The organism is Hymenobacter taeanensis (assembly GCF_013137895.1).
Classification (GTDB): domain Bacteria; phylum Bacteroidota; class Bacteroidia; order Cytophagales; family Hymenobacteraceae; genus Hymenobacter; species Hymenobacter taeanensis.
Genome location: NZ_CP053538.1, coordinates 3,398,199 through 3,423,319, shown reverse-complemented (window position 1 = coordinate 3,423,319; position 25,121 = coordinate 3,398,199). Strand labels below are relative to the sequence as shown.

Sequence of the window (25,121 nt, the reverse complement as noted above, 5' to 3'; positions counted from 1 at the left end):
CACAAAACTACGTAAAAAGCCGGCGGGCCTCAGAGCCGATATCCGCACGGGAGAGGGCATTTTTCCTCTATCTTTGCTCGCCGCTGCCAGCCCCCTTTCCACTTTGGGGTGAGCGGCTATCTATACTTATGTCGGAGCGCCCGTATTCTCTTCTTGGCCTGTGGCCTATTATTAATCGTTGGAAAAACTTGGTGCTGGCGGCTCTCGTGCTGGCATTTGTGCTCAGTACCCTTGTAGCTTTTCTGTTACCTAACATCTACCAATCGAAGGCAGTATTCTTCCCCACCAACCCTCAAAACTCTGACCCTGACCGCATTGTAGAGGGCCAGAAACTGGAACTGGGTGGCCGTACCGAAGACCTGGACCGCGTAATAACCGTGGGCGAATCACAGCCGGTAGCTGAGCTGATGCTCAAGCGCTTCAACCTGTACCAGCACTACGGCGTGGGCACTCCCGGCAACGACAAGGCCGATACCGATGCCCTGCGCGAGTTCAGCGACAACCTCGACATTGTGCGCAATGAGCGTGATGTTATTGAGCTTTCGTTTCAGGACCAGGATAAGAAGCTAGCGGCCCAAATCACCAATACTATGGTGACGGTCATCGACTCCATTAACCAGCAGCTGACGCTGGAGAACCGGCGCAATGTGCTAGGCCTATACAAGCAGCGCTACGAGTTCCTGAACAAAGAATATGAACACTCGCGCCAGCAGGTAGTGCAGGCCCGGCACCGCTACGGCATCTTCGGGCCAGAGCAACAGTCGCGGTATTTGTCGCGGGAGATTGTGCGTCTGGAGCGGGAGCTTAACCAAACGGGGCAGTACGTAAGAACGCAGGGCCTACGCCAGGCGCTCAAGCGCATCAAGCAAAACGAGCAGGAAACGGCCAACAATACGGAAAGCTACCTGGCCCGCGAGATTGTGGAAACGCAAAGCGCCCTGGCCGAGCAAGGTAGCGGCGGCCCCAAGTCATCGAGCCTGCGCCGGGCCTTGCGCGGCCTTACCAGCAGCAGCAGCGGCAACCTCATCAACGCAGAAAGCTACATCAACGGCATCGACTCCCTGAACCTGCTCACGGCTCGCGTAACCGATCTGCAGGACCGCCTGGTGAAGGCTCAGGGCGAGTACGAAACGGCGGAGCTGTCTATTAAGGCGCGTATCTCGTCGCTTTATGTAGTGCAGAAGGCGTACCCAGCCACCCGCAAGAGCAAGCCGGTGCGCTGGCTGATTATCGTTGGCTCGGTGTTCCTAACCTTTGCGTTGTCGGTGGTGGTCATCACGCTGCTGGAGCTGTACCGCCGGACCCAGCGCCCAGTAGTGGCCTCCACGTGAGTGAGCTGCTGAACCGGTTTCGCCCCACCGACCCCAGCCAACGCCTGTTTGTGGGGTTTATGCTCCTGCTGATGCTGGGCGGCGCAACGGCGGCCCTGCTGGAAACGCCGCTGGCTTTGTTGCCCGTGGTGCTGGCGCTAGGCCTGTTGGTGGTATTTACCGACTGGACGCTGCTCTTTTACCTGCTGTTTCTGACGCTGGCCTTCTCTCGTGAGTTTCCGGTGCCGGGCGGCCTGAGCCTCGATGTACCCTCGGAGCCGCTGATGATGACGCTTACCGGCTGCATCATGGCCACCCTATTTATGCGCCGCGTGCGGCTGCCGGCCCGGGAGTTGTTGCACCCCGTACTTGTGGTGCTGCTGCTGATGCTACTGTGGTCCGTTACCTCGTCGTTTTTCTCCGTCGATTCTACCAAGTCCATCAAGTACATTCTGGCCAAGATATGGTACTTGACGCCCTTTATACTGGGCACGTTCCTGCTGGTGCGCCGCCCCGGGAAGGTGTGGCAGGTGGCCCGGCTCTACGTAATTGGCACCTGCCTTACGGTGCTCATTGTAATTGTACGGCACGCGGCTCATGGCTTTGCCTTTGATGCCATTAACCCGGCGGTGCAGCCCCTCTACCGCAACCACGTAACCTACGCTACGGTACTGGCCCTGCTGTTGCCCTTCTCATGGTATGGAGCGCGCAATAGTACTGGCCTGGCCCGCCTGGGCTGGCACCTGGCTACGGGTCTGCTGCTGTTTGGACTGCTGACGGCCTACACGCGTGCTTCCATTCTGGCACTGCCGGTGGCGGGTATTTTCTACGGGGTTATGCGCCTGCGCCAAACCCGCCTGCTACTGGTTGGCACGTTGGTAGGCGTGCTGGCGGGAGTCAGCTACTTTCTGAGCGAAAACAACTACATGCTGTACGCTCCCGACTTCGAGAAAACCGTTTTCAACGGCAAAGACTTTGGCAAACACCTGGAGGCTACGTATAAGCTACAGGATATGTCGGGGATGGAGCGGGTGTACCGGTGGGTGGCGGCGGCCCGCATGACGGCCGACAAGCCCCTGGTAGGTAGCGGCCCCAGCACATTTTACCCCGAGTACAAGCGCTACACCGTCCGCAGCTTCCGCACCTACGTCAGCGACAACCCCGAGCGCTCCACTACGCACAACTATTTTCTGTTGCTGCTGGCCGAGCAGGGATTTCCGGGCATGCTGCTCTTTGTGGTGCTGCTGGGTATCAGCCTCCTGATGATTGAGCGCTTATACCATCGCACCGTCCCGCGCTCAGAGTTGCGCTACGTAGTGCTGGCCTGCGGGCTTAGCTTTGTTATTATTGTGTTTCACCTGCTTCTGAATGAGCTGGTAGAAGTTGATAAGATTGGCTCCTTCTTCTTTTTTAATCTGGCCGTCTTAATCCGGATGGGCACCTGGTTAAAGCCAAAGCAAGAGGGCGGCATAGTCATAGAGGCACAGCGCGCTATTAGCTAGGCTAGCGGCTTGCCGGTACTCCGCAGCGTTGCGCTCTAAGCCGTAACGGCACTATCCGTCATCCGCTAGGCCACTCCTCTATTTAAAGCGGCAGCTGAGAATGGTTACGTCATCGGCGAAGCGGTTGCCGCTGGCGTTGTAGGCCTCTATCTCGCGCAGTAGCTCCCGATGCACAACCGCTAGCGGGGCATAGCGGTTGTGGCGCAGTACACGCAGTACGCCTTCCTCCCCGAACTCCTCCTGGTTGCTGTCGAATACCTCCGTCAGGCCATCGGTGTAGGTGAGCAGCAGCGTACGTGGGGGCACCACTACCTCCCCTACCAGCAGCATGGGCAGCTCCTCCATCACGCCCAGCATAATGGTGCCCGACTTGAGCAGCAGCATGGGGCCCTGGTCAGGAATGAGCAGAGGGTCGTTGTGGCCCGCGTTTACGTATTGCAGTACGCGGGTGCCCCGGTCGTAGAGCCCGAAGAATACGGTGATGAACTTGTCGCCGCCGGCATTGCGGAAAATGAGGTTGTTCAGTTCATGCACCACCGTGGCCAGGTCGGCCTTCTGGCGCAGCAGGGTGCGCAGACCCGCCTGGAAGTTCGACATGAGCAGAGAGGCCGCCACGCCCTTGCCAGACACATCGGCCACGCAAAACAGGAACCGGTTATCGTCGAGGCTAACCACATCGTAGTAGTCGCCGCCCACGGCGGTGTGAGGCACGTAGCTGGCCTGCACCGCCACCTGGGCATCATTGGGCAGCTTGCGTGGGAAGAGCATAGTCTGCACTTCCTGGGCAATTTCAATCTCCTTCCGGATGGCGGCATCGGCTACGCGCTGCCGCGCCAGCCGGCGGCTCTCAATGGCCCCGATAAGAATGTTGCTCAGCGTTTGCAGAAACTTGGTGGCTTCCTCATCGGCGTAGTCTTCGTGCACGTTGCCGATAAACACGTAAGCCTGCACATTCCCATTCGATACTACCGGAATCACCGTCTCCAGATGCTGCCACTCGGGGCTCAGCCCAAAGTGCTTAACCGGGCACGGCAGGGCCGTACAACCTTCCTGCACGGCCAGGGGGAGGCTCACCGTACGAAAATCAGGCAGCCCAGCCCCAAAGGATACCATGCACTCCCAGGCACCCTCATCCTTCACGTACAGCACCAGCCGTCGAATATTCAACTGGCCTAGCAGCGTAAACTGAAAGATTTTATAGAGCGCTCCTTCCGTCGGATCGAGGTTAATGGCTTGAGTGATTTCCAGCAAAGCCCCCAATTCACGCTCCTTCAGTAGTAGGCGTTTCTCAGGGCTTATTGAGCGAGAAGTAGACATCAGGTGAAGTGGTGAGCTTGTGAAGTAGTGGAGAAGTGAAAGGGTGCCCTTGTGAGGTGGTGCTTTTCAGGTTTACCAAGCCTGGGTTTAAAGCAGGCTCACAAGTTCACAAATTTGCCTTTCACCTGTGCTAGCCTACTGGCGTTTTAGGGTCGTACGCGTCGCGCAGGCCGTTGCCAAGCAAGTTAAAGCTGAGCACCAGCAGGCTGATGGCCAAACCTGGCAGCAGCGTGAGCCACAAGCCAGCCTCGGTACCCAGCAGCTGAAAACCCTCATTAACCATCAGCCCCCACGAAGGGGCCGGCGGCTGCACGCCCAGGCCTAAAAAGCTCAGGCCCGCTTCCAGCAAGATAGCGGCTGCAAAGTTACTGGTTGCTAACACAATCAAAGGCCCGGTCATGTTAGGCAGTAAGTGCCGCCAGATCAGGCGACTCTGGGGCAGGCCCAGCACCCGGCCGGCTTCCACGAAGGTTTTTTCGCGCAGGCTCAGCATCTGCCCGCGTACCACGCGGGCCACATCTACCCACATCGTAAGGCCAACTGCCACAAACGAAGTCCAGACGCCTTTGCTGTCGAGGGCGAGGGATATGGCAATGACCAGCATGATGCCGGGGATGCTCCATACCACCGTCATGAGGCCCAGCAATAGGCTATCAACCCAGCCGCCCACGTAGCCCGCCACGGCCCCAATGGCCATGCCCAGCAGCACCGATATCAGCACCGCCACCAGACCAATACCGAGCGAGATGCGCGTGCCCAGCAGTAAACGACTGAGCTCGTCGCGCCCAGCTTTATCGGTACCCAGCAGGTAGGTGCGGGAGCTGATGGCCTGCTCAGCAATGAATTGGGGGGTACTATTGGCGAGCCTGTTTTTGGTTAGGCTGGCCAGAGCAACACCCTGCTCAGCCACCCGCGCCGCCCCTGCCGACCGGTACGTCTGGAACGGGCGCACAAAAAGTGAGTCGGGGGTGGTGCGGTACTGCGCTTCAATGGGCACCTCCCGGTACGGCGAGGGCTGCCCACCCCACCACAGGCCCAGCAAGCCTACCCGGGCCGCACTGCGGGCTGAATCAGGCAGCGGAATACGCAGCACATTTACCCGTAAGCCGGGCGGCTGCTTCTGCAGGGCCACTAGGCTGTTGTTGGCGTTAGGAGTATTATCAGGCAGCACCCAATAGCCCAGCACCGCTACCAGGGTACACAGCACAATAAAGCCCAGCCCGAGCATGGCGGGCTGGTTGCGCAACAGCCGCCGCCGTACGTAATAGCCCGGCGGCCGGGCCGGGGGCAGCGTAGCCGAAACAGGAGCAGCTATGGCCACAGGCTAGCGGGTGTTATGCTGCAAAAGGCCTTCTTTGGAGGCCAGAAAAAAACTATCGCGCACGATGGCGCCAAAGGAGCTTTCTTCGTAGGCCAGCTCCGTGTCGGGGTCGGGCCAGAAGCTGCGGATGAGGTCCTGCGCTAACAGGTTACGCAGGTTACGCTCCAGCTCAGCCGGAGCTAACCGCGTTTTGGTAACCAGATCGGAGAAGGAGCAGACGAAATACAGCTCATCGAGAATATCGAATTCGGTGTCGGTCACGGGCAGAATGGGGCTTGGCAGGATGAACAAAGGTAAAAGGCCCCGCCCAATTTCAGCAGATACCAGCGAAAAGGCTACTCCCGGAACCTGAAAGTAACCCAGCTGGGCTTAGTGCGCACCACACGCCGCTGGGCTGCCGCCCCTTAATCAGCTGTTACTTAACTACCGCCACGGCGCCGTTATACTCGGCACCACTTGCCTTATGAGACTTCACATAGGCCAGTATTTGCCGTATTTCTGATTCAGAAAGCTGGAAGCTGGGCATTTGCTGCTGGCCATATTGATTAAAGATCTTTATGGCATACTCGTCGCCGCTGGCTACCATCCTGCCGGAGTTTTTAATCCAGCTCAGGAGCCACCTTTCGGACCGACGCTTGTCGAGCCCCATGAGCGCCGGACCCACTACCACCTCGTTTATGGCGTGACACTGAGCGCAATTGCCTTTAAATAAGGCTTCGCCAGCAACTTCTGTTTCTGATAGCGCAGGCCCCATGGCTATAGCTTGGCCCGCTGAATTGAGCCCGGCGACCTGGGCTTGCGCAAGTGAATCGGGCTGCGCGCCGCTTTGTGCCGTGGTTCCCATTTGGAAAGGCTCTATGACGCCGGTAGCGGCGAAAAAGACACCACCAATCAAGAAGAGCAACAACACAACCAGCAACGGAAACAGGGCTTTTAGGCTGAAATGGGACATAGCACCAGAGCTTATGGATAGACCTAACTTTTCGCCAATAAGTAGTGCTCAATTGCTACCCTACCACTCCTTTTCGACTTTTTATTTTCTGATTACTATATAGTAGAAAAAGCGTCTTACGTCTGGGTCTGGCGGCCTTTCCACACATATCCGCCCCGCAGGCCCAATAGGCCGGTAGCTAGCGCGTACGGCGCGTAGGCCAGTTGCAGCACAGGCACCCAGCGTAACCAGTGCGCCCTTCCCAAAAACTGCAATACCGGTCGTAGAAACACTACATCTCCTGCTAGTTTCAGCCCCCAAGCCAGAGGTGCTAACCACCCCGCAGAGGCACCGCCCAGCCAAAGCCCTAGGCCTATTGGGAAGGTGAGGTTAGCCAGCAGCACCAGCACCGCCAGCCGTTGGGGCGCGGCCGCCTGGTAATGGCGCCATTTGCTGGCCCAACGCACCCGCTGCCACAGGAGCTGCCGCAGGGTGGGTTGCGCCGCCGTACGCACAATTGCCTGCCGGTTTTGCAGGAAGCGTACCCCACCGGGGTAGGCCGCGTGCATCTTATGCAGCAGAAACTCATCGTCGCCGCTGGGTACGGCCTCATTGCCCCGGAAACCATCTACGGCGGCAAAGGCGGCGCGGCGGTAGGCCAGGTTGGCCCCGTTGCACATAGTGGGCTGTTGCCGGTTAATAGAAGCGGCCCCTACTCCTACCAAACCGGCCAGCTCCAGGCCCTGCAGGGCAGCCAACCAGCCAGTACCCGTCAGGAGCACGGGGCCGCTGATGAACTGCACGGCAGGGTCGGCGGCAAGGGTAGCGTAGGCCTGTAGCCAGCCAGCGGGCACCCGGCAGTCGGCATCGGTGAGGAGCACCCAGGGCGCCTGTGCTGCCCGCACGGCAGCTTCTACCGCTGCCTTTTTGCCGGTACGGGCACCGGGCAGATTCGCCAGCTGCAACAGCCGCACCGAAAACGGCAGGCGCTGCGCTGCCTCCAGCACTACTGCGGCAGTGGCATCAGTAGAATGGTCATCGGCCACCAACACCTCAAACCCGCCGGGCACTGGCAACTGCTGCTGCAAATCAGCCAGCAGCAGCGGCAAGTTCTCGGCCTCATTACGGGCCGCAATCAAAATAGAGAAGGCAGGCGCAGGCCTCTCTCCTGCTCCTGCTGTATTATGGACGAAGGAATCTGTGCTGGATAGGTCGTTGGGGCCGTCTGGCACCCTTTCCCCTTGGGAGCAGGGCTGAGCGTTGCACCAGGCGCGGCGGTAAAGCAGCATCTGCCACAGGTAAATACCCGCAATCAGCACCTGCAATGCCAGTAGGCCACTCCCCCACTCCCAGCTACTCATGCGCGGCGGGCTTTGCGGGTGCTTTGCCACGCTTACGAACTACCTTCAGCCGCAGCACAAAGCCCAGGCCGGCGGCGCTCGGCAGGGCAATATTAACAACCCACAGGCTGATGCTGGCGCTAAGCACCGGCAACACCGGCTCGCCCAGCAGCCCAAACAAATGCGTAGCCGACAACTCCCGCACGCCCACATCGGCCAGGGCATTGAGCGAGGGCACCAGTGACTTTAGCAGGAAGGTGCCCGCAATAGCCGCTACTCCCGGCCCGAATGGCGCATGGGCTCCGTAGGCCACTAGCAGCAACCCAAACTGCACGCAAAACACTCCGTACCGCAGCCCCGAAATAAGCAGGACTGCCGTGAGGGCCCGCGCCGGGTACGTGGGCATAACGGCCAGAAACCGCCGGAACCGCCGCAACGGCCGCACCGCCATTACGGCCGCCACCAGCAACCGTGAGCGGTACAAGGGCAACAGCACGGCCAGGTTAGCTAGCACCACGGCCACCACCAGGCCTAGGCCAGTGGCAGGGTAGCCGTGCAGGTAAAACCGCAGCACAAAGTACAGCAGCCCCGTAGTGCCGGCCAGCACGGTAACCACCAACTGGCAGTAGCGCCCCAGAAATACGGCCCCCAGCGCATCAAGCCGCCGGCTTTTGAGTTCAATAATGCGGCCAGCGTAATCCCCTACGCGGTTAGGGGTTACGAAACCCAGCGTGAGGCCCACCAGAACTGCCCGAAAGCTGCGCCGAAACGATACCGGCTCCAGGTGCCGGGCCAGGCGCCACCACTTCCAGGCCTCGAGGCCCCAGTTGGCTGGCATCAGGATCAGGGCCAGCAGAATAGGCCCGCGCCCCTCCCCGCTTAGGGTGCGGGTAAGCAAGCCGCGCCAGGCCGTGGCGGTGTCGGCGTCCTGAAACACCGAGTACCAGAGCAACCCCAGCGTGAGCAGGGTAACGAGAAGTTTGCCCATCACCACAAACCCGCGCCGACGAGCGGCACTATCCGGCTTTTGGACGTAGTTTTGTAGAAGGTCAGGGGGCAAAACGGCGGAAATAGTATTCGGTTAGCTACTTTGGTTTATCGGCCGACAGCCGCGTAAGTCCCCATCTGAACGACCTACTACGCCTACCCCGCCATGATTCTGCCCCTTGCCACCACCGATTTGCTACCCAAGATTATCATGGGTGTCGACCCTGGCACGCAGATTATGGGCTATGCCATTATTGAGGTGCAGGGCCAGCGGGTGCGCGTGGTGCAGTACGACGTGATTAACATGAAAGCCCTGGGCTCGAATCACGCCGTAAAGCTAAAGAAGATCTACGACCGGATGGTGGAACTCATCGACGAGTTCTTACCCGACGAGCTGGCCATTGAGGCGCCATTTTTTGGGGTGAACGTGCAAAGTATGCTCAAGCTGGGCCGGGCCCAGGGCGTGGCCATTGCCGCGTGCCTCTCCCGCCAGATCCCGTACGTGGAGTACGCGCCCACCAAGGTGAAGCAGTCGGTAACAGGCTCGGGCAACGCCACCAAGGAGCAGGTAGCCCACATGCTCCGCCAGACCCTGCAGCTCCCACCCATTGAGGAGGCCCCGAAGTTCCTGGATGCTACCGATGCCCTGGCCGTGGCCATGTGCCACCACTACCAGAAAGGCAACAACGTGAAAGCCGGTGGTAAAAGCTGGGGCAAGTTCATTGCCGATAACCCCGGTAAGCTGGCGGCCCCCGTGGCCGGCAAGAAGGCGGCAGTCAGCAAGAAGAAGCCAGCGGCGTAGCTGATTGCTATTTGCTGAAAATACTATCACCAGAGTCTGGACAGCGACTCTCCTGAGCAGCTACTTCGGGGACACGAGAAAATTGCCTCACGGTGCTCCTCTGCTTTAGGGTAGCACTAGTGAAATAGCCCTGGCGGTGGGGTGTACGGTTTGCTTGCGAGGGCCGTATGTTTGCGGCCATGACTGATCTGCCGCGTCTTCTGCTGGTACTACTGCTGCTCGCCGCCGGCATGGTGTATAGCTGGCGCCGGAATAAACTAACTCCGGTGGCTATCTGGACGGGGGGACTGCTAGGCCTGCTTATCTACAGCGGCTGTGGCTTGCTGGGGGTAGGCCTGCTGGCTTTATTTTTTGGCTTAGGCTCCGTGGCTTCTTCCTGGAAGGTAGTCGAAAAGCGCCGGCTAGGCCTCGCAGAGGCCAACAAGGGCCAGCGCACGGCAGGACAGGTGCTGGCCAATGCGGGGGTAGCCGCGTTGGTAGCGGGGTGGGGCTGGCAGTTCCCCGCCAACGCCTCGGTAGCTCAGCTCATGCTGGCCGGCAGCTTTGCGGCCGCAACGGCTGATACTCTCTCCTCTGAGTTGGGCAACGTATATGGCCGGCGGTACTTTAACATCCTCACCTGGCGCCCTGATGTGCGGGGCGAAAATGGAGTAGTAAGCGTAGCAGGCACTGCGTTGGGTCTGTTGGGTAGCGCGGTGGTTGCCGGGGTCTATTGCTTAAGCACGGGCCTGGGGTCAGCTTTCTGGTTGCTCTTGGTTGCGGGCACAGCTGGCAACCTGGCCGATTCTGTCCTGGGCGCTACACTAGAGCGGCGACATTATATTACGAACAACATCGTCAACTTTTGCAACACCCTGGTTGGCGCTGTGGTGGCGGCCGGCTTGGCTCAAGTATTCTAACCGCATTAAGTGGCAAGCCGGGTACGTGGGTTGATGTGGCTTTGCTTACCAGAAACGGTTGGTACATACCACCTGCGCCTTTTTCTTGAGGCGTAGGCCTACCAGTATCTCGTGGCTGCCGCCGTGGTAGCCGGCCAACTGAGACAGGCCCGCGTCATAGGAATATCCTACCGTAAACTGCTCATAATTGAGGCCCACCATGCCCACGAATGAGTCAAAGGCGCGCCACGAGACGCCGCCCCACAGCAGATCCTGGTACTTAAGCTTGGCGTTGAGGTCAACAGAAAGCGGTGCTGGCTGCACGGCCTTCACCAGCACCGATGGCACCAGCGACCAATCATCACTGAGGGGTACCCGCACCCCGCCCGTGGCAAAGTAGTGGCGCTTAAGTGTATTGCCCTCCCCTGCCTCCAGTGAGTTAGGGCCATAGGAAAAGTTAAGCTTATTGCCCAGCAGCTGCGCCCCCGATACGCCAAAGTAAAAATCGGAACTATACACCCATAGGCCTACTGACCCATCGAGCACCCGTGAGGCGGCGCTGGCGGCTACAGTGGTAGGATCAAAAAACTGCAGCTTCTGCCCATCAACGGCAAACTGCTGCATACCTGCCGACACCCCCAGCGCCGCCCGCAGGTTAGGCCGCAGCACCAGGTTATAGGCGTAGGAAAGATAGGCACCGGTCCGGCTGGTAGGGCCGGTTTCATCCTTATACACTAGGCCACCTATGGCATGAAACGGCCGGCGCCGGTCGCGCAGGGTGCGCTTGCCGGTGGTGCGCCACTTGCCCAGCGAGGAGCTGGCGCTGGCGTAGTAGGTCTTGGGGGCTCCCTCCAGACCTGTCCACTGGGTGCGGTAGCTAAGCTTGACGTCAATGTAGTCCTCTACCCCGGTGGCGCCGGGGTTCAGGATGTAGTTGTTGTTCATGTATTGGCTGTACTGCGCCTGCTGCTGGGCCAGGGCCGGCACGACAGCCACAAGCAGCAGCGGGAGCAGCAGTAGAGTTAAAGCTCTTTTCATAACAGTTGGGACCTTAGCGTAAGAACTAAGCGGTAGCCCTGCTGCGACACACGCAGCAGGGACAGATTGTTAATACAGAATGGTAATGGAGCCACTATAGGATTTGCCTAACGGTCCCTTCGTGACGACGACGTAATAGTAGGTTCCCACCGGAGCGGGCTGGCCGTTGATGTCGCCGCGCCACTCATTGGCCCGGCTGTAGTTCTCAGCTGAGAATATTTTGTTGCCCCAGCGGTTAAACACGGTCACGGTGTTTTCGGGGAACTGCTCAATAAACTCAATCTGCCAGGTATCGTCGCGGCCATCACCGTTGGGCGTGAAGGCGTTCGGAATGCGGATGGCGGGGCGTACCGTGATGGTGACCTGGTCGCTGTCTGCGCAGCCCCCGCTGCCCGCCGACAAGGTGTAGGTGGTAGTTACCAAGGGAGTAACTCTAGGCCGCAACTGGTCATTAAACGGGAAAGTCAGCCCCGCAGCCGCGGTCCACGTCACGGGGTAATTGCCGTCGGCGCGGCCTTCCAGCGTAATAGTGGTACCCGCCAGAATCTCCCGGTCGGGGCCCGCGTCTACATCAACCGGTGGTTGAATCTGCACGGTTATTCCATTAGAAACGGCCGTAACTGGTTGCCCGCACACGTTGGTTGTACGCAGCCGCAGGGTCACGACCTGACCTTCGCGCAGCGTTGTGCTAGTAAATACTGGCCCCGTAGCCCCGGCCACGTCTCCGCCATTCACCTGCCACTGGTATTGAGGGGCCGGACCAGCCTCCGTTACGTTGACGAGGCTGAAGGTAAGGGGCGCGCCCAAGCAAACGGGCCCGCCCGGCTGCACCGAAATAGTGAGCGTGGGTAGCGGAGTGGGCGTGCGCGTTACGGTAACCGTTGCCACGGCTGGCCCCGTGCTGCAGAGCCCCGCCGTGGGGGTTACCTCCACCCGCACTTGGTCGCCGGTGACCAAGGTGCTGCTGGTGAACGTGGGCCCCGTGGCAACGGCTACGTTATTAACGAGCCAACGGAAAGTAGGCGCGGCCCCCGCATTGGTCACCACCGCCGTGAAGGTAAGCGGCGTGCCAGGGCACTGCACGGGCGGAGTAGCCAGAGTTACCGTGGGCGTCACGGCAGGCTGCACCTGTATGGTCACCACGTTGGAAACCACCGTTGCGCAACTGCCCATGCCCGACGTTACCCGGCGGCGGAAGTACGTGGTAGCCGTGAGGGTGCCCGGCGCGAAAGTAGAGTTAGTTGCCCCGGCTATGGCTGACCAGTTTGAGTTATCAGCCGAGGATTCCCACTGATACGCAAACGTGCCAGTACCTCCGCTGGGGTCAGTGGTGTTGGTGAGCGGGTTGGGGACAGTACCAGTACAGATAGTCTGGTCGGCCGCAATAGAACCCGCCGTCAGGACTGGCAATACCCTTAGAATTACTGGCTGTGAATACTCCGGCCCACAAGGCCCGGAGGTCACCCGACGCCGGAAATACGTAGTGGCTGTCAGCGGACCAGGCGCAAAGGTTTCGCCAGTGGCACCGGCAACCACCGCCCAGGTAGAGCCATTGGGGCTAGCTTCCCACTGGTAGGTGTAGCTGCCCGTGCCGCCGGTAGCAGGAGTGGCACTGGTCAGGGGGGCCGGTGTTGCGCCCAGGCAAACGGTTTGGTCGGCGGCAATGCTGCCGGCCGTTAGCGCCGGAGCCACGGTAATAGTTACAACATTAGAATATACTGGTCCACAGTCTCCGGCCATCACCCGCCGCCGGAAAAAGGTAGTTACCGGCAGTGGGCCGGGCGCAAATACGGCCCCCGTAGCACCGGACACAGCAGTCCAGGTGGCATTATCAGTTGATGACTCCCATTGGTAAGCCAAAAAGCCCGTACCACCCGCCGCTGATGTAGTGCTGGTCAGTGGGGCAGGTGTAGTGCCAGCACAAACCGTTTGATTAGCCCCAATGGTGCCAGCTGTTAGCACGGGCAATACCGTGATGGTAACAACATTTGAATATACCGGTCCGCAGGTTCCGGAATCTACTTGCCGCCGGAAGTACGTGGTAGCTGCTAGTACGCCAGAAGCGAATGTTTCTGTGTTCGCCCCAGAAATAGGCGTCCAGGTAGCGTTGTCCGTTGATGACTCCCACTGATACGCAAACCGGCCAGTTCCGCCGCTAGGTCCAGCCGTGCTGGTAAGAGGGGCAGGCGTAGCACCTGAGCATACCGTTTGGTTGGCCGCAATAGTGCCGGCTGTTAAAACTGGTAACACTGTAATAGTAACGGCGGGTGAATACACGGGGCCACAGGCTCCTGCAGTTACTCCGCGCCGGAAATACGTGGTGCTGGTGAGCGGACCGGGGGCATACTCCGAATTGGTCGCGCCGGTAATGGCCGTCCAAGTAGTATTGTCCGGGGAAGATTGCCACTGGTAGGTGAATGCGCCCGTCCCGCCCGTGGCCGGAGCGGTGCTGGTTAGGGGAGCAGGCGTACCGCCCGGACAAATAGCTTGGTCGGCGGCAATGGTACCGGCTGTTAGAACGGGTAGCACCGTAATGGCAACCGTATTAGAAACTGCCGGAGCGCAGGCAGTGCCTGTGCTAGCCTGCCGCCGGAAGAAGGTGTTGGTGGTAACCGGACCGGGAGCATAGTCGGCGCCCGTTGCGCCAGGAATGGGCGTCCAGGTAGCGTTGTTCGTTGACACCTCCCACTGATAGGCAATAGCGCCAGCGCCACCTGTGGCTGGCGTGACACTGGTGAGGGGCGCCGGCGTACCGTTAGCGCATACTGTTTGGTCGGCGGCAATAGTACCGGCCACCAGGGCGGGCACTATCGTAATCTTAACCACATTGGAGGGCGTGGTAGCGCAGGCGCCAGAGCTTACCTGCCGCCGGAAGTACGTGGTAGTGGTAAGTATACCGGGCGCAAACTCCGGGTTAGTAGCACCCGAAATCGGTGTCCAGGTGACGTTGTCCGGGGAAGATTCCCACTGATAGGCAAACGTGCCAGTGCCGCCTGTAGCCGGGGCTGTGGTGGTAAGCGGCGTAGCGGCAGTGCCAGCGCACACGGTCTGGTCGGCGGCGATGCTGCCGGGGGTGAGGGCCGGCAACACGGTAATGGCTACCGAGACAGTAAAGGTGGGAGTACAGTACGGCCCTGACTGGTCAGGCAGCAACAGTTGCACGCGCCGACGGTAATACGTCGTGCCAGGGGTTTGGGTAGTTGGGGGCTGGTAAGTTGGCCCATTCGCTCCACTGATAGCCGTGAAAGTAGTATTGTCCGATGATGACTCCCACTGGTAAACGAGCGGCAGGCCGGCGTCGCCGGAGGCATCAACAGCGCTGGTAAGCGGAGCCGACGCTGTGCCGGCGCACAGAGTTTGCGGGCTGGCAATACTGCCAGGCACCGGCAAATCTGGCACTTGAATAGTGACTGAACTTTCGCGGCAAAAACAGTTGGTCGTGATGCGTAGCGTTACGGTGTAGTTGCCGGGCGTAGCATAAATATGAACTGGATTCTCTTCTGTTGAGGTGCTACCGTCACCGAACGTCCATGCATAAGTCTTCCCATCAAAGTCAATGGGAGGAGCCCTAAAGGATATTTGCCGACATCCCGTTATCTGCGCACTCGGTCCCACGCGCAACAAGGAGCTTTGGTTGAAATTGACCAGACCTAGGCCACTCGTACGGCTGCCGCCCAGCTGCAGACTATCGTCGGCGTAGAGGGCTTTGGGCCCTAGTGAGTCGGGGTAGGCAATAAAACCCACCGCGGGCTGGTTGTCGCGGGCCACGTATATTTTGCCGTCGGGCGCGGCCTGCAGGGAGCCCAGGTCGGCGGGGGTCTTCTGCTTGAGCGGAATATCCTGCTTGGTAACCGGGCCGTTGCCGCTGATATCAAATTGCAGCAGCTTGGGCGGGTTGCGCACTGTGGCGTAGAGGAAATTGCCAGACGAAAACCCTACCCCATAGTATTTTCCTTCGCCCTTGTCCACGATGTACGGAACCTGGGGGTTAACGCTCACCTGGCCCGTGCCGGTGTCAAACCCAAATAGCTCAACGGTGCTGGTGCTGTCGCCCAGCGCTTCGCTGTAACGGGCCAGGGCCAGCCGCTGCCCATCGGGGGTTATCTTCATCTGGCCTTTGTAGCCCAGGGCCGCCACGCTCGGCGCGTGCAGGCTACCAACGGGCGAAGAAATGGGCGCATCAATGAGGACCGGACCTGTATAGCCGACTGATGGCCGCACGCGGTAGGCCAGAAAGGCGTCGCCTCGGTTGTTGTTGCCGGTTTTGGCAGCGCCCCAACCGTGCGCGATAATCCAAATATCGCAACCGTTTTTATGGAATACCCCCGTCAGTTTCTCCGCCGTACCGCGGGCCAGAGGCGTGTTTTTGGTAGCTGCTATGACGGTACCCGGTCCGCCAGTCGCAGGAATTTCTATTTCCGAATAGCTTAGGCCAACGGTGTCTTGCAGAGTGAACAGTAGGTAGCGCGTGGGCTGGCCTGTTCCAGGTAAGCCCGGCAGCTTAATAGGTAAGGGGCCGTCGGTGGTGAAGCGGCTGCCAGCTAGGCCAGTGCCATTAGTCATCACGGTGCCGTCGCCGTTCCACACGGTTTCGCCGTTGCTGTAAAAGAGAATTTTGCCGTTTTTATCCGACATCACCCCCGAGCCGGCGGGAGCATCCATGGCCCCATCGGTGAGCACCTTTGGGAGGGAATCGGCGGAGGCCTGATTGAAGTCTAACCCGGCCTTAAAGCCGAAGTACCACGTGTTGGCAAATTTCTCATCGGCCGCACACTCGGGGGATGTTGGCGCTTGTGCAAGAGCCGTTGAGGCGGCACCGCTTACCAATAGCAGTAGGGTAAGTAGCCACCTAATACCAGGCAGCCTTCGCCCGCTTGAGCAACAGGCGCTTATACCACCCGATGAACGGTTTGGCTTAGTGGGAAACGGGTAAGAAGTATAGGTAGTAAACCGGGCGGAAAGCGGTAGCTCTGCGGGCATAATGGAGCAAGTAAGTGGGCAGATAGGTAAACGAATACTTCTAAAGAAAAGTACTACTCCCTGCCCTGAGAGAAGGAACCTGATGACCAGTTAGTACTAATAAGCGCAGTCAGCCGGTAGTAGTAAATCTACACACTGCCGACCAGCTTTGTGCAAGACAATGTTCGAATAGTGATGAAGTACAATCACCGCCGGTATGTTTACAGAAAATTCGGCGTGTCCTGCCTTCTAGGCCACTTGCTAAGTTTTTTCAAGCTCCGTCAGTCCAAAAACTTCCTAGCCTCCACAGCTTCTATTTCACCCGGATTAGTTACCCTATCGGGTCACTTTCAAACGTCTTGAAAAATAACGCTTTAACTTGGCCTACAGCATTATTTTCGTCCCTACAGCCTGTTGAATATCGGAGCTCATGCAAGAAATGGCAGCTCAAATCCGACATGAATAGTTTGATGCAAGATTAGTTATATCTAATTTTTGGGCTCAGTTAAACAGCCTTCTGAGCGTAGGGTGTTCGTCTGTCTCACTAATGGAAATCATTCTATTTTATTCCCATTCATCTATTCCTATGCAACGCCGACCAATCCGTTCTACCTCGCTTAAAGCGGTGGGCTATGATGCCACCACCGAGACCCTGGAAATAGAGTACCGCCATGGTAGCCTGGTGCGCTATACCGGTGTGCCAGCCGCTCTGTATGAGGCATTACTGCAAGTGCCAGGCAAGGCTATGTTTGTGGAGCAGGTGATTGAGCGCAGCGGCTATGGCCGCCAGCAGGTGCGCGGTTCCTAGGCCAGTTCGCAGCAACGTACTGCTCTAAAGCCTGTAGTAACGTTAACCTGCAGCTCCTGAATTGTGAAGCCAGCAGGGGAAATGGGGAGCCAGCCACAGCAGAGGCAGTAAGTTCCGGTGAAACGACCAAGCTACTTCGGTCTCTCAACTGGCCTGTGGTTGCTTGGGCTGAGCTTCTAATCTGTGATTTACGCACCTCGGCAGAGCTGTTTTACGTTTAGATGGTTTTGCTCTGCCCCTGAAAGCGCGCAAAGTGGCCTACTCACACGGCGCAGAGATTTCCGGTTTCACCTCCAGAATCATCCTGATGAGAATTTCCACTCTGCTGCTTTCCGGCTGTTTTTGCTTAGTACAGCTGGGCAGTGTTAGCTGCACAACCAAGCAAAACCCGAATGAGGAAAATAACAACAAGCGTAGCACTCCAGCTTTCCTGGCAGACGAACCCTCATCGACCGAAACCACTACAAACGGGGCTGCTGCAGGTATTGGCAACTTTGTAAAGGCCTCCAAGGCGGCTACTCCGGCCGTGGTGCACATCAAAACCTCGTATGGGGCTGCCTCATCTTACGATGACCCATATGCCCAAACGTACGGCTCACCCTCCCGCGGTGGAGTAGCTATGGCCTCTGGCTCTGGGGTACTGGTCACCAGCAACGGCTACATTGCCACGAATAATCACGTGGTGGAAAACGCCTCTACAATTGAGGTAGTGCTGCCCGACAATCGTCAGTTTGCCGCTGAGTTGATAGGCCGGGACCCCAACACTGACTTGGCGCTCATCAAAATAAAAGCCGATGACCTGCCTCACATAAAGCTCGGCAACTCCGATAGCGTGCAGGTGGGTGAGTGGGTGGTAGCAGTAGGCTATCCTTTCTCCCTGAATACTACCGTTACGGCGGGCATTGTGAGTGCCAAAGCACGTAGCATTGGCATAATTAACCGGCCCAGCGGCAATGGCTATTCGGGGTCGCGGGGTAATACCGGCATTGAGTCTTTCATTCAAACCGATGCGGCCATTAATCCCGGCAACAGTGGGGGCGCTTTAGTTAACACGAATGGTGAGCTCATTGGTATTAACTCCGCCATTGCCTCGCAGACTGGCAGCTACGCTGGCTACTCGTTCGCCATTCCGGTGAATCTGGCGAAGAAGATTTTAGGTGACTTGAAAGAATATGGCTCGGTGAAGCGGGGGCTGCTGGGCGTATCGTTCCCCTCTCCTACTGCTGAGGCGCAGTTTCTGCAGCAGCAGGGTCTTGAGCCGGGTGTGGTAAAAGGCGTGTACATCACCGGCGTGCTAGACAACAGTGCAGCAGCGGCGGCCGGCCTGCAGGAGGGTGATATTGTGCAGAGCATTGACGGCCTGCAACTGAACTCCTCTTCAGAGTTCTCAGAAAGAATTGCCCGGCACCGGCCCGGCGATGTGGTTAAGCTAACCTACCTGCGCAACAACAAGGCTCGCTCTACCTCGGCTACACTGAAGGGAGAGGAAACTACGGTTACGGCGAAAAGCAATGCCAACCTCGATAAAATCTATAGCAAGCTCGGCGCCAGTTTCGCCCCAGTGCCTGATGCCCTAAAGCAACGGCTCAACCTAAAGGCCGGAGTGCAGGTTGCTGAGGTTAGGCAAGGCGGCTTCTTTGAGCACATTGGCATTCCCAGCGGCACCATTATCGCTTTTATCAATGGCAAAGCCATTGATACCCCTCAGGATATTGACCGGGCTCTGCTTTCGGCTCAAAATGGCATGATTCAGATGATGGCTATTGCACCAGATGGTTCGCGGGTGGTGTTCAATTTTTCGCTCGGCACCTAAGCGTATCGGATGGCTTCTGGGCTTTTAGCAGAGCTTACAGGTGGCCTAGGGCCCCACACCCGCCACCAACTTGCGTGGGTGTGAGGCTCTAGGCCTCTTATTAGGGGCGCAGAGAGTAAGCGGCCCCCTCTATCAGTGGGCACCTGCGCGGGGGTAACCTACCTGGGCCACTCGTAAGCCACTGACCATTCCTGGAAGGCTTTTACCTCATCGGGGTGCTGCTCCAGCCACTGCTGCACGTGGGGCTGGTCGGGTACTGATGAATGAATGAGGTAAGCAAAGGCTGGCACGTGGCCCGCCTTCTCCATGGCCACGAAATACGGCACGTACTGTTCCCACACGAAACCGGTGCTCCGCTTGCCGCTTAGCTCCTGCAGGTTCTGGCACAGGGTGGCAAATTTCTCGGCGAAGCGGGCCGTGCTGGTTTTGCCTTTGTTCTTGTCGTCGTAATCCATGGCCGACAGCATGGAGAGCAGCATGTCGGAGGGGCCGAAGTTATCGGGCTGCACCTTTTTCTTGCCGGCCTCTTTCAGCACACTGGAGTTTACACTAATGGTGATGTTGTTTTCGCCGGTTTTGGAAACGCCCTGCTGCATGGCTTTATCCAGGAGGGCAACTTGTTTGGGGGCGCGTTTGCTGTGGGGCTCCAGCACCAGAAAGCGCGCAATTTCCAACATCCCCGGAATGCGGTTTCCACTCTCTAGCGTGAATATCCCGAGGTAGAGCGGGGAGCTGGGATGCCGGGGCATGAGGCGGGCGGCCTGCTGCAGATCAGTAATGGCATCGGCCCTCTGATTCAGATGGTAATGCGTTAGGCCCAGGTTAAAGTGCAGCATACCATTGGTGGGGAAGCGTTTGATGCCTTCCTGATATACCTCAGCCGCCTGCTTAGACTGCTTTAAGTCGTCGAGGCTGTTGCCGTAGGTCACGAATACGGTGGGGTCGATGCCGGTGGGGCTTTTCACCAGCTCCCGGCACAGCTCTACGGCCTCAGCATATTTGCCCGCCGAGTTATACGAGAGGGCTAGTTCCGTCCGGGCCATTACGTTGCTGGGGTCTAGCTTAAGCGCCTCCTGGTATTTGGCTGCGGCCGCATCAAACTGATCCTGGTCATGCAGAGCTATGCCTTCTTTCACAAGCCGTTGCACATCGGCGGCCTGAGCAAAGCCAAGAATAGGTAAGGCCCATAGGCCTAGCAGCAGCCAGCAGCGGGAGTAGGTAGTAAAGGTGAGCACGACAGATAAATAAGATGGTGAAAGGACAAGTGAGATATTTGCGACGGATAAGCTTGTTATTTTTTTCTGCTCACCCAGTTATAGCATCAGGCTGCCTATTGCTTCTGTTAAAGCAATAGGCAGCCTGTATTTTTACCTTCAATAATATGAAGAACCTAAGCTCCCTATCCTACCGGCACCTCAATCTCGCCGCGCAGGTACGTGATGGCGTGGCCACTCATGAGCACCCGGTCGCCGCGTAGCTCGCACCACAGGTCGCCGCCGCGAGGTGAAACTTGGCGGGCGTGGAAGGTGGTTTTACTTAGGCGCTCAGCCCAGTAAGGCACCAGCGTGGTGTGAGCCGAGCCGGTAACCGGGTCTTCGGGCACGCCCACCCGGGGGCCAAAGAAGCGCGACACGAAATCAACACCATCGGAGCCGGGAGCCGTCACGATAACAGCCCGGTACTCCACTTTAGCCAAGTGGGCCATGTCGGGCTGAATGGCACGCACCTCGGCTTCTGTAGCGAACAGGCACACCAGATCGGGGCCAGCCAGCATCTGCAAGGGTGTAGCGCGCAGGCCGTCCAGCAAACCATCGGGATGAATGGCAAGGGGCTTGGGTGGCCTGGCGGGAAAGTCGAGGGTGAAGCGGCCTTCGCTGGCGCGACTTACGCGCAAAGGGCCGCTGCGGGAGTGAAAGATGATTTCAGCGTCGGAAAAGCCCAGGTGGTTGTACAATACGTGGGCTGAAGCCAGGGTGGCGTGGCCGCACAGCTCTACCTCTACGGCCGGGGTAAACCAGCGCAGTTCATACTCGTTCCCGCTCTTAGGCACGAAAAAAGCCGTTTCGGCAAGGTTGTTCTCGGCCGCAATGGCCTGCATGGTTTCGGCGGGCAGCCAGCTTTCCAGAGGGCATACGGCGGCGGGGTTACCGGCAAAGGGCCGGTCAGAGAAGGCATCAACCTGATAGATAGGCAGCAGCATAGCGAGCAGTGTGTTTAGGCAACCAGCAGTTGCAGACGGGTGGGCGAAGCTAGATATTGTCGGGTAATTATCTGTACGATTTGTTGCAGCTGACGCTATCTATTTGCCTGGTTGTTGGTATAGCCTAGCATCCTTCGCCTGCCCCACTTTTTTACCACTGGATGTTGAGAAGCTATTCCGGCCGCTCCATCCGCACCCCATTGATAATAACTTCCTGCACTGGGTTTTCACCGAGCCAGTATGGGATTTCTTCGTACGTTGGCACACTGAGCAGCAGAATATCGGCGCGCTTACCGGGCTCCAGGCTACCGCACTCTCGCTCCTGCCCAATGGCCCAGGCCGCGTTGAGCGTAACGGCGGCCAGGGCCTCCAGAGGCGTGAGCCCCATTTTCAGGCAGGCCATAGATAGGGCCAGCCACAGGTTTTTGCTGGGGCAGGACCCGGGGTTAAAATCGGTGCTGATGGCCACGGGCAGGCCGGCGTCAATGAACTGCCGGCCGGGCGCGTATTTCTCCTGGCGCAGAAACAGCGGCACCAGGGGCAGCAGCACGGCCACCGTCTGGCCAGCCGTGAGCTGCGCAATGCGGGCAGCCGCTTCGGGGGTCAGGTAGTCGCAGTGGTCGATGCTGGTAGCGCCCAGCGCGGCGGCCATTTCGCAGCCGCCCAGGTCGTGTAGCTGCTCGGCATGAATCTTTAGCCGGAAGCCCTGTGCCTGGGCTTCTGCCAGGTAAGCCCGGGCATCCTCAGTCGAGAAAGCCCCTTCCTCGCAGAAAATATCCACAAACTCTGCTACCCCCCGCAAAGCAGGCAGCACGTCTGTGGCCAGAAAGTTGAGGTAGTCGGTGGGGCGGCCTTTGTACTCTGGGGGCACCACGTGGGCGCCTAAAAAGGTGCGCACCACCCGCACCTCCTGCCGGTGGCCAGCCGTGCCCGCCACCCGCACCAGCGCCAGTTCCGTTTCACGGTCGAGCCCGTAGCCGCTTTTGGCCTCTACGGTAGTTACCCCATAGCGCCGGAAGCCCGCTAAATGGTGCATGGCGTTGTCAAGCAATTCTCCTTCTGAAGCGGCGCGCGTAGCCCGCACGGTGCTCAGAATACCGCCGCCGCTGGCCAAAATATCCAGGTAGGCCTCTCCCTCCAGCTTGCGCTGAAACTCGTGCGCCCGGTTGCCGCCAAACACCAGATGCGTGTGGCACTCTACCAGGCCGGGCATTACCACGTGGCCCCGCGCATCTATAATAGCCGTTCCGGCCGTCACCTGACTCAGATCCAGCTCGTGCATGGGGCCTACGGCCACAATCCGGCCTTCTTCGCACGCCACGTAGCCATCGGGAATAATGCGCCAGCTGCTCAGGTGGCTGCCCACCAGCGGCCGGCCGGCAGGGCCACCGGCCAGCGTCAGGAGCTGCCCACAGTGCCGCACAAGTAAAGTATAGGCCATAACGCGTTGAAATAGGTGCTGTGAGGAGAACAGAGGAAGTGGCCAGCTACGTTACAGCCAGCCCAACGGATAGCTCTAGGCCACTGAAGGCTTCTCGGCTACCACGGAATACACCAGGGGCAGCTTGTTTCTGAGGGGCTCAATCTGGTAGCGCCCCGGCTCCACTTCTACGGTATGCGAGAAGCAGTTGTAGGGCGAGTAATCATACTCCTGAAAATCATGGAGCTGCAGGCCCTGCCGCCGCAAACTGCCAAGCACCTCCCCCAGCCCGTGGTTCCAGCTCACGGAGGTAGTGGTGATGGGGGCGGCACGGTTGGCGTAGGTGCCGGTTTCTGTTTCCTCAATGGTTTCGCGGTTGAAGTAGCTGTACTGCACCTCAGTAAAGCTGCCGTTGAACATCCATACCACCGGATGAAACTCCACCAGCACCAACCGCCCACCGGGCTTCAGATAGCGGCCCACCACGGCGGCCCACCGGTCGAGGTCGGGCAGCCAGCCGAGCACCCCATACGTGGTGTATACCACGTCAAATGCCGGTTCCGCAGGCAGGTGCTCGGGCAGGCTGTACAGGTCGCAACACACAAACCGGGCGGGCAGCTGCAGCTCCTCCGCTAATTGCCGGGCGGTGCGTATGGCCTCATCTGATAAATCAACCCCCACTACCGTGGCCCCCATTCGGGCCAGGGAAAGCGTATCGAGCCCAAAATGGCATTGCAGGTGCAGCACCCGCTGACCGCTGACCTGGCCTAGCAATGCCAACTCAATCTCCTGCAACGAGGTGCGCCCCGCCCGAAAACCGGCTACATCATAAAACGCCGAGTGGAGATGATGCTCAGTCTTTGCATTCCAGAGGGCGCGGTTCAAGGAAATATAATCAGGAGCAGTAGCCATGACGAAAGATACACTTCTGCCCTGTTTTCTGCCTATCCTGGCGCCTGCTCCGTACAGCCAACTTTCTAGTCAGTGCCAAGCCTATGCTTCCTCCCGATTCTGCCCCCCTCATCCTGACGCTGGCCCTCGACCCGGCTTCTCAGGCCCACTTCAATGCCTTGCGGCAAGAGCACTTTCCGAAAGAGCGCAACTACTTGCAGGCGCACGTAACGCTTTTTCATCACCTGCCCGCCGCTGAAAAACCCGCCATTGAAGCGGAGCTGAGGCGCCTGAGCTGCCCCCTGCCTCCGCTTACGTTACGCGTGACTGGCCTGCGCTTTATGGGCCGCGGAGTGGCCTACGACCTTGAAAACACTGTATTGCAGCAGCTACACAAGCAGCTACAAACCACCTGGGCCGCTTGGCTGACGCCCCAGGACCAGCAGCGCCTGAAGCCCCACATCACCGTGCAAAACAAAGTAAACCCCGCCGTGGCCCGCGCCCTTCACGCAGAGCTAGCGGAGCAGTTCACCCCCTTTGAGGTAAACGGCACTGGCCTACACCTGTGGGCATACCGCGGCGGGCCCTGGGAGAAGCTGCAGGAGTTTGCTTTCAGCGGTGAAGTGGCCTAGCCATTACTTCTTGCGGGGCGTGATGGTGTGGGTGAGGGATTTAAACTGGCCTAGCGCCGTTTCGTAGTCTTGGCGGGCTAAGCCCTGCATGGCCACGGCGGTATTCCCAATGATGCTTACCTGCTGGTAAAGCAGCACACGCTGGCCCTGCATCATGCCAAAGCCTTCGGTTTCATAGGTGAGTAGGTCGTTTACTTTAGCCGACGACATTTTGCGCGCTGTGAAGCCCGTGAACCCAAAGCGGCTGAGGGTACCGAGTAGCTCATTACTCACATCGGCGGCCGTTAGGGAAGGGTTGTAGGGCAAGGGCGTAACGGTGAGCAGGGGCTCGGTGCCGTAATCGTCCTTCTGCTGGCCACCCAGCGCATACAGGTAAAGATTGGCCGTGGTTTTGGCGAAAGCAAAGGGCGACTTCTTCTCATCGAAGGCAAACACGGCCTTGGCGAAGGGGTCGGAGGCCAGGTTTTTCTGATAAGTAGCCGTGAGCAGCGCCTCCCGAATGGCCGTGCCCGTACTTGCCTCCGCCACGGGGTACACGCCTACCAGCTGCACCGCAAACGTGGAGTCGCCGAACATGAGCTGGGCCGACTCCTGGGTGGGCGAGTTTTGTACCCGCGCCAGCCGGGCTGGGTAACCCTGCACCGTTAGCTCCTGAAATTCCAGCACCTTCATGCCGCGGGCCTCAAAGCGCGCTTTCCCAAATGAAGCGGCGTTCTTGAAGTAGTTGCTGCCCGGCAAATCATACACCTGAATGGCAGCATTGCCCTTCCGGACGCCGGTAAGCCCGGGGGCCGGGCCAAACCCATCTGGCGGCACCAGCACCACGTGCGTGCCCGGAATAAGCCGCGGTACGGCGGCCGGTGTTTGGGCGGACGCTACCGAGAGGCCCAGAGAACTGGCAACAACAAGGGGGAAGAAAAAACGCGTCATTCGTATGCAATCCAACAGAAAAAAAAGCCCGCCCAACACCAG

Annotated in this window: 20 protein-coding genes; 7 read left to right on the top strand and 13 right to left on the bottom strand. The window is 58.7% G+C overall.

Features of this window, described 5'->3' with window-relative positions; translation table 11 throughout:
* Positions 1 to 128 precede the first annotated feature (128 nt).
* Positions 129 to 1,331: a GumC domain-containing protein gene (locus HMJ29_RS14465; RefSeq protein ID WP_171592159.1), complete on the top strand. Its 1,203-nt coding sequence runs from the start codon at positions 129 to 131 to the stop codon at positions 1,329 to 1,331.
* Positions 1,328 to 2,812, top strand: a complete 1,485-nt coding sequence (locus HMJ29_RS14460; RefSeq protein WP_171592158.1) for an O-antigen ligase family protein — start codon at positions 1,328 to 1,330, stop codon at positions 2,810 to 2,812. The genes HMJ29_RS14465 and HMJ29_RS14460 overlap by 4 nt, the downstream gene beginning before the upstream one ends.
* 78 nt (positions 2,813 to 2,890) lie before the next feature.
* Here HMJ29_RS14460 and HMJ29_RS14455 read toward each other — a convergent pair whose 3' ends face one another.
* The 6 genes from HMJ29_RS14455 to HMJ29_RS14430 form a co-directional block, all read right to left on the bottom strand.
* Positions 2,891 to 4,129, bottom strand: coding sequence for a PP2C family protein-serine/threonine phosphatase (locus tag HMJ29_RS14455; protein WP_171592157.1), 1,239 nt, complete (start codon positions 4,127 to 4,129; stop codon positions 2,891 to 2,893).
* A gap of 130 nt (positions 4,130 to 4,259) precedes the next feature.
* Positions 4,260 to 5,450 carry an ABC transporter permease gene (locus HMJ29_RS14450; RefSeq protein ID WP_244679227.1) on the bottom strand — a complete coding sequence of 397 codons (1,191 nt, stop codon included), beginning with the start codon at positions 5,448 to 5,450 and terminating at the stop codon, positions 4,260 to 4,262.
* Positions 5,451 to 5,453: 3 nt separating this feature from the next.
* Entirely contained in the window at positions 5,454 to 5,741 is a 288-nt protein-coding gene (locus tag HMJ29_RS14445; protein WP_244679228.1) for a hypothetical protein, read from the bottom strand.
* A gap of 124 nt (positions 5,742 to 5,865) precedes the next feature.
* Entirely contained in the window at positions 5,866 to 6,402 is a 537-nt protein-coding gene (locus HMJ29_RS14440) for a c-type cytochrome (RefSeq protein WP_244679229.1), read from the bottom strand.
* 116 nt (positions 6,403 to 6,518) lie between these two features.
* A complete protein-coding gene (locus HMJ29_RS14435; protein WP_171592156.1) occupies positions 6,519 to 7,742 on the bottom strand; it encodes a glycosyltransferase in 1,224 nt (407 codons plus the stop codon).
* Positions 7,735 to 8,781, bottom strand: coding sequence for a lysylphosphatidylglycerol synthase transmembrane domain-containing protein (locus HMJ29_RS14430; RefSeq protein WP_244679230.1), 1,047 nt, complete (start codon positions 8,779 to 8,781; stop codon positions 7,735 to 7,737). The genes HMJ29_RS14435 and HMJ29_RS14430 overlap by 8 nt, the downstream gene beginning before the upstream one ends.
* A gap of 93 nt (positions 8,782 to 8,874) precedes the next feature.
* On the opposite strand from HMJ29_RS14430, the gene ruvC reads away from it, so the two are divergent.
* Together ruvC and HMJ29_RS14420 are read left to right on the top strand one after the other, a co-directional pair.
* The gene (ruvC, locus tag HMJ29_RS14425) at positions 8,875 to 9,510 is read left to right on the top strand and encodes a crossover junction endodeoxyribonuclease RuvC (protein ID WP_171592155.1); all 636 of its coding nucleotides are present in this window, start codon (positions 8,875 to 8,877) and stop codon (positions 9,508 to 9,510) included.
* Between the two features lie 179 nt (positions 9,511 to 9,689).
* On the top strand, positions 9,690 to 10,409 hold the full coding sequence (locus tag HMJ29_RS14420; RefSeq protein WP_171592154.1) for a DUF92 domain-containing protein: 720 nt from the start codon (positions 9,690 to 9,692) through the stop codon (positions 10,407 to 10,409).
* 45 nt (positions 10,410 to 10,454) lie between these two features.
* Here HMJ29_RS14420 and HMJ29_RS14415 read toward each other — a convergent pair whose 3' ends face one another.
* Both HMJ29_RS14415 and HMJ29_RS14410 read right to left on the bottom strand, forming a co-directional pair.
* Positions 10,455 to 11,426 carry a PorP/SprF family type IX secretion system membrane protein gene (locus HMJ29_RS14415; RefSeq protein ID WP_171592153.1) on the bottom strand — a complete coding sequence of 324 codons (972 nt, stop codon included), beginning with the start codon at positions 11,424 to 11,426 and terminating at the stop codon, positions 10,455 to 10,457.
* A gap of 69 nt (positions 11,427 to 11,495) precedes the next feature.
* The gene (locus tag HMJ29_RS14410) at positions 11,496 to 16,253 is read right to left on the bottom strand and encodes a DUF8696 domain-containing protein (protein WP_171592152.1); all 4,758 of its coding nucleotides are present in this window, start codon (positions 16,251 to 16,253) and stop codon (positions 11,496 to 11,498) included.
* Between the two features lie 718 nt (positions 16,254 to 16,971).
* Between HMJ29_RS14410 and HMJ29_RS14405 the strand changes: the two genes are divergently transcribed.
* Both HMJ29_RS14405 and HMJ29_RS14400 read left to right on the top strand, forming a co-directional pair.
* Entirely contained in the window at positions 16,972 to 17,193 is a 222-nt protein-coding gene (locus HMJ29_RS14405; RefSeq protein ID WP_171592151.1) for a KTSC domain-containing protein, read from the top strand.
* 307 nt (positions 17,194 to 17,500) lie between these two features.
* Positions 17,501 to 19,006 carry a trypsin-like peptidase domain-containing protein gene (locus HMJ29_RS14400; RefSeq protein WP_171592150.1) on the top strand — a complete coding sequence of 502 codons (1,506 nt, stop codon included), beginning with the start codon at positions 17,501 to 17,503 and terminating at the stop codon, positions 19,004 to 19,006.
* Between the two features lie 158 nt (positions 19,007 to 19,164).
* Here HMJ29_RS14400 and HMJ29_RS14395 read toward each other — a convergent pair whose 3' ends face one another.
* The 4 genes from HMJ29_RS14395 to HMJ29_RS14380 form a co-directional block, all read right to left on the bottom strand.
* Positions 19,165 to 20,241, bottom strand: coding sequence for a tetratricopeptide repeat protein (locus tag HMJ29_RS14395; RefSeq protein WP_171592149.1), 1,077 nt, complete (start codon positions 20,239 to 20,241; stop codon positions 19,165 to 19,167).
* A 164-nt stretch (positions 20,242 to 20,405) separates the two neighbouring features.
* On the bottom strand, positions 20,406 to 21,206 hold the full coding sequence (locus HMJ29_RS14390) for a PhzF family phenazine biosynthesis protein (RefSeq protein WP_171592148.1): 801 nt from the start codon (positions 21,204 to 21,206) through the stop codon (positions 20,406 to 20,408).
* Between the two features lie 172 nt (positions 21,207 to 21,378).
* A complete protein-coding gene (gene hutI, locus HMJ29_RS14385) occupies positions 21,379 to 22,647 on the bottom strand; it encodes an imidazolonepropionase (RefSeq protein WP_171592147.1) in 1,269 nt (422 codons plus the stop codon).
* Between the two features lie 75 nt (positions 22,648 to 22,722).
* Positions 22,723 to 23,538 (bottom strand): class I SAM-dependent methyltransferase, encoded by an 816-nt coding sequence (locus HMJ29_RS14380; protein ID WP_171592146.1) that lies wholly within the window; start codon positions 23,536 to 23,538, stop codon positions 22,723 to 22,725.
* 83 nt (positions 23,539 to 23,621) lie between these two features.
* Here HMJ29_RS14380 and HMJ29_RS14375 point away from each other — a divergent pair, with 83 nt between their 5' ends.
* Positions 23,622 to 24,149 (top strand): 2'-5' RNA ligase family protein, encoded by a 528-nt coding sequence (locus tag HMJ29_RS14375; protein WP_171592145.1) that lies wholly within the window; start codon positions 23,622 to 23,624, stop codon positions 24,147 to 24,149.
* A 3-nt stretch (positions 24,150 to 24,152) separates the two neighbouring features.
* On the opposite strand, the gene HMJ29_RS14370 is transcribed toward HMJ29_RS14375, so the two are convergent.
* Entirely contained in the window at positions 24,153 to 25,079 is a 927-nt protein-coding gene (locus HMJ29_RS14370) for a hypothetical protein (RefSeq protein WP_171592144.1), read from the bottom strand.
* Between the last annotated feature and the right edge of the window lie 42 nt (positions 25,080 to 25,121).

Excerpts from the sequence above, each read along its gene's own strand:
- hutI (WP_171592147.1), bottom strand. The coding sequence starts at position 22,647 with ATGGCCTATACTTTACTTGTGCGGCACTGTGGGCAGCTCCTGACGCTG.
- HMJ29_RS14465 (WP_171592159.1), top strand. The coding sequence starts at position 129 with ATGTCGGAGCGCCCGTATTCTCTTCTTGGCCTGTGGCCTATTATTAAT.
- HMJ29_RS14415 (WP_171592153.1), bottom strand. The coding sequence starts at position 11,426 with ATGAAAAGAGCTTTAACTCTACTGCTGCTCCCGCTGCTGCTTGTGGCT.
- HMJ29_RS14370 (WP_171592144.1), bottom strand. The coding sequence starts at position 25,079 with ATGACGCGTTTTTTCTTCCCCCTTGTTGTTGCCAGTTCTCTGGGCCTC.
- HMJ29_RS14380 (WP_171592146.1), bottom strand. The coding sequence starts at position 23,538 with ATGGCTACTGCTCCTGATTATATTTCCTTGAACCGCGCCCTCTGGAAT.
- HMJ29_RS14405 (WP_171592151.1), top strand. The coding sequence starts at position 16,972 with ATGCAACGCCGACCAATCCGTTCTACCTCGCTTAAAGCGGTGGGCTAT.
- HMJ29_RS14435 (WP_171592156.1), bottom strand. The coding sequence starts at position 7,742 with ATGAGTAGCTGGGAGTGGGGGAGTGGCCTACTGGCATTGCAGGTGCTG.
- HMJ29_RS14375 (WP_171592145.1), top strand. The coding sequence starts at position 23,622 with ATGCTTCCTCCCGATTCTGCCCCCCTCATCCTGACGCTGGCCCTCGAC.
- HMJ29_RS14455 (WP_171592157.1), bottom strand. The coding sequence starts at position 4,129 with ATGTCTACTTCTCGCTCAATAAGCCCTGAGAAACGCCTACTACTGAAG.
- HMJ29_RS14400 (WP_171592150.1), top strand. The coding sequence starts at position 17,501 with ATGAGAATTTCCACTCTGCTGCTTTCCGGCTGTTTTTGCTTAGTACAG.
- HMJ29_RS14390 (WP_171592148.1), bottom strand. The coding sequence starts at position 21,206 with ATGCTGCTGCCTATCTATCAGGTTGATGCCTTCTCTGACCGGCCCTTT.
- HMJ29_RS14420 (WP_171592154.1), top strand. The coding sequence starts at position 9,690 with ATGACTGATCTGCCGCGTCTTCTGCTGGTACTACTGCTGCTCGCCGCC.
- ruvC (WP_171592155.1), top strand. The coding sequence starts at position 8,875 with ATGATTCTGCCCCTTGCCACCACCGATTTGCTACCCAAGATTATCATG.
- HMJ29_RS14440 (WP_244679229.1), bottom strand. The coding sequence starts at position 6,402 with ATGTCCCATTTCAGCCTAAAAGCCCTGTTTCCGTTGCTGGTTGTGTTG.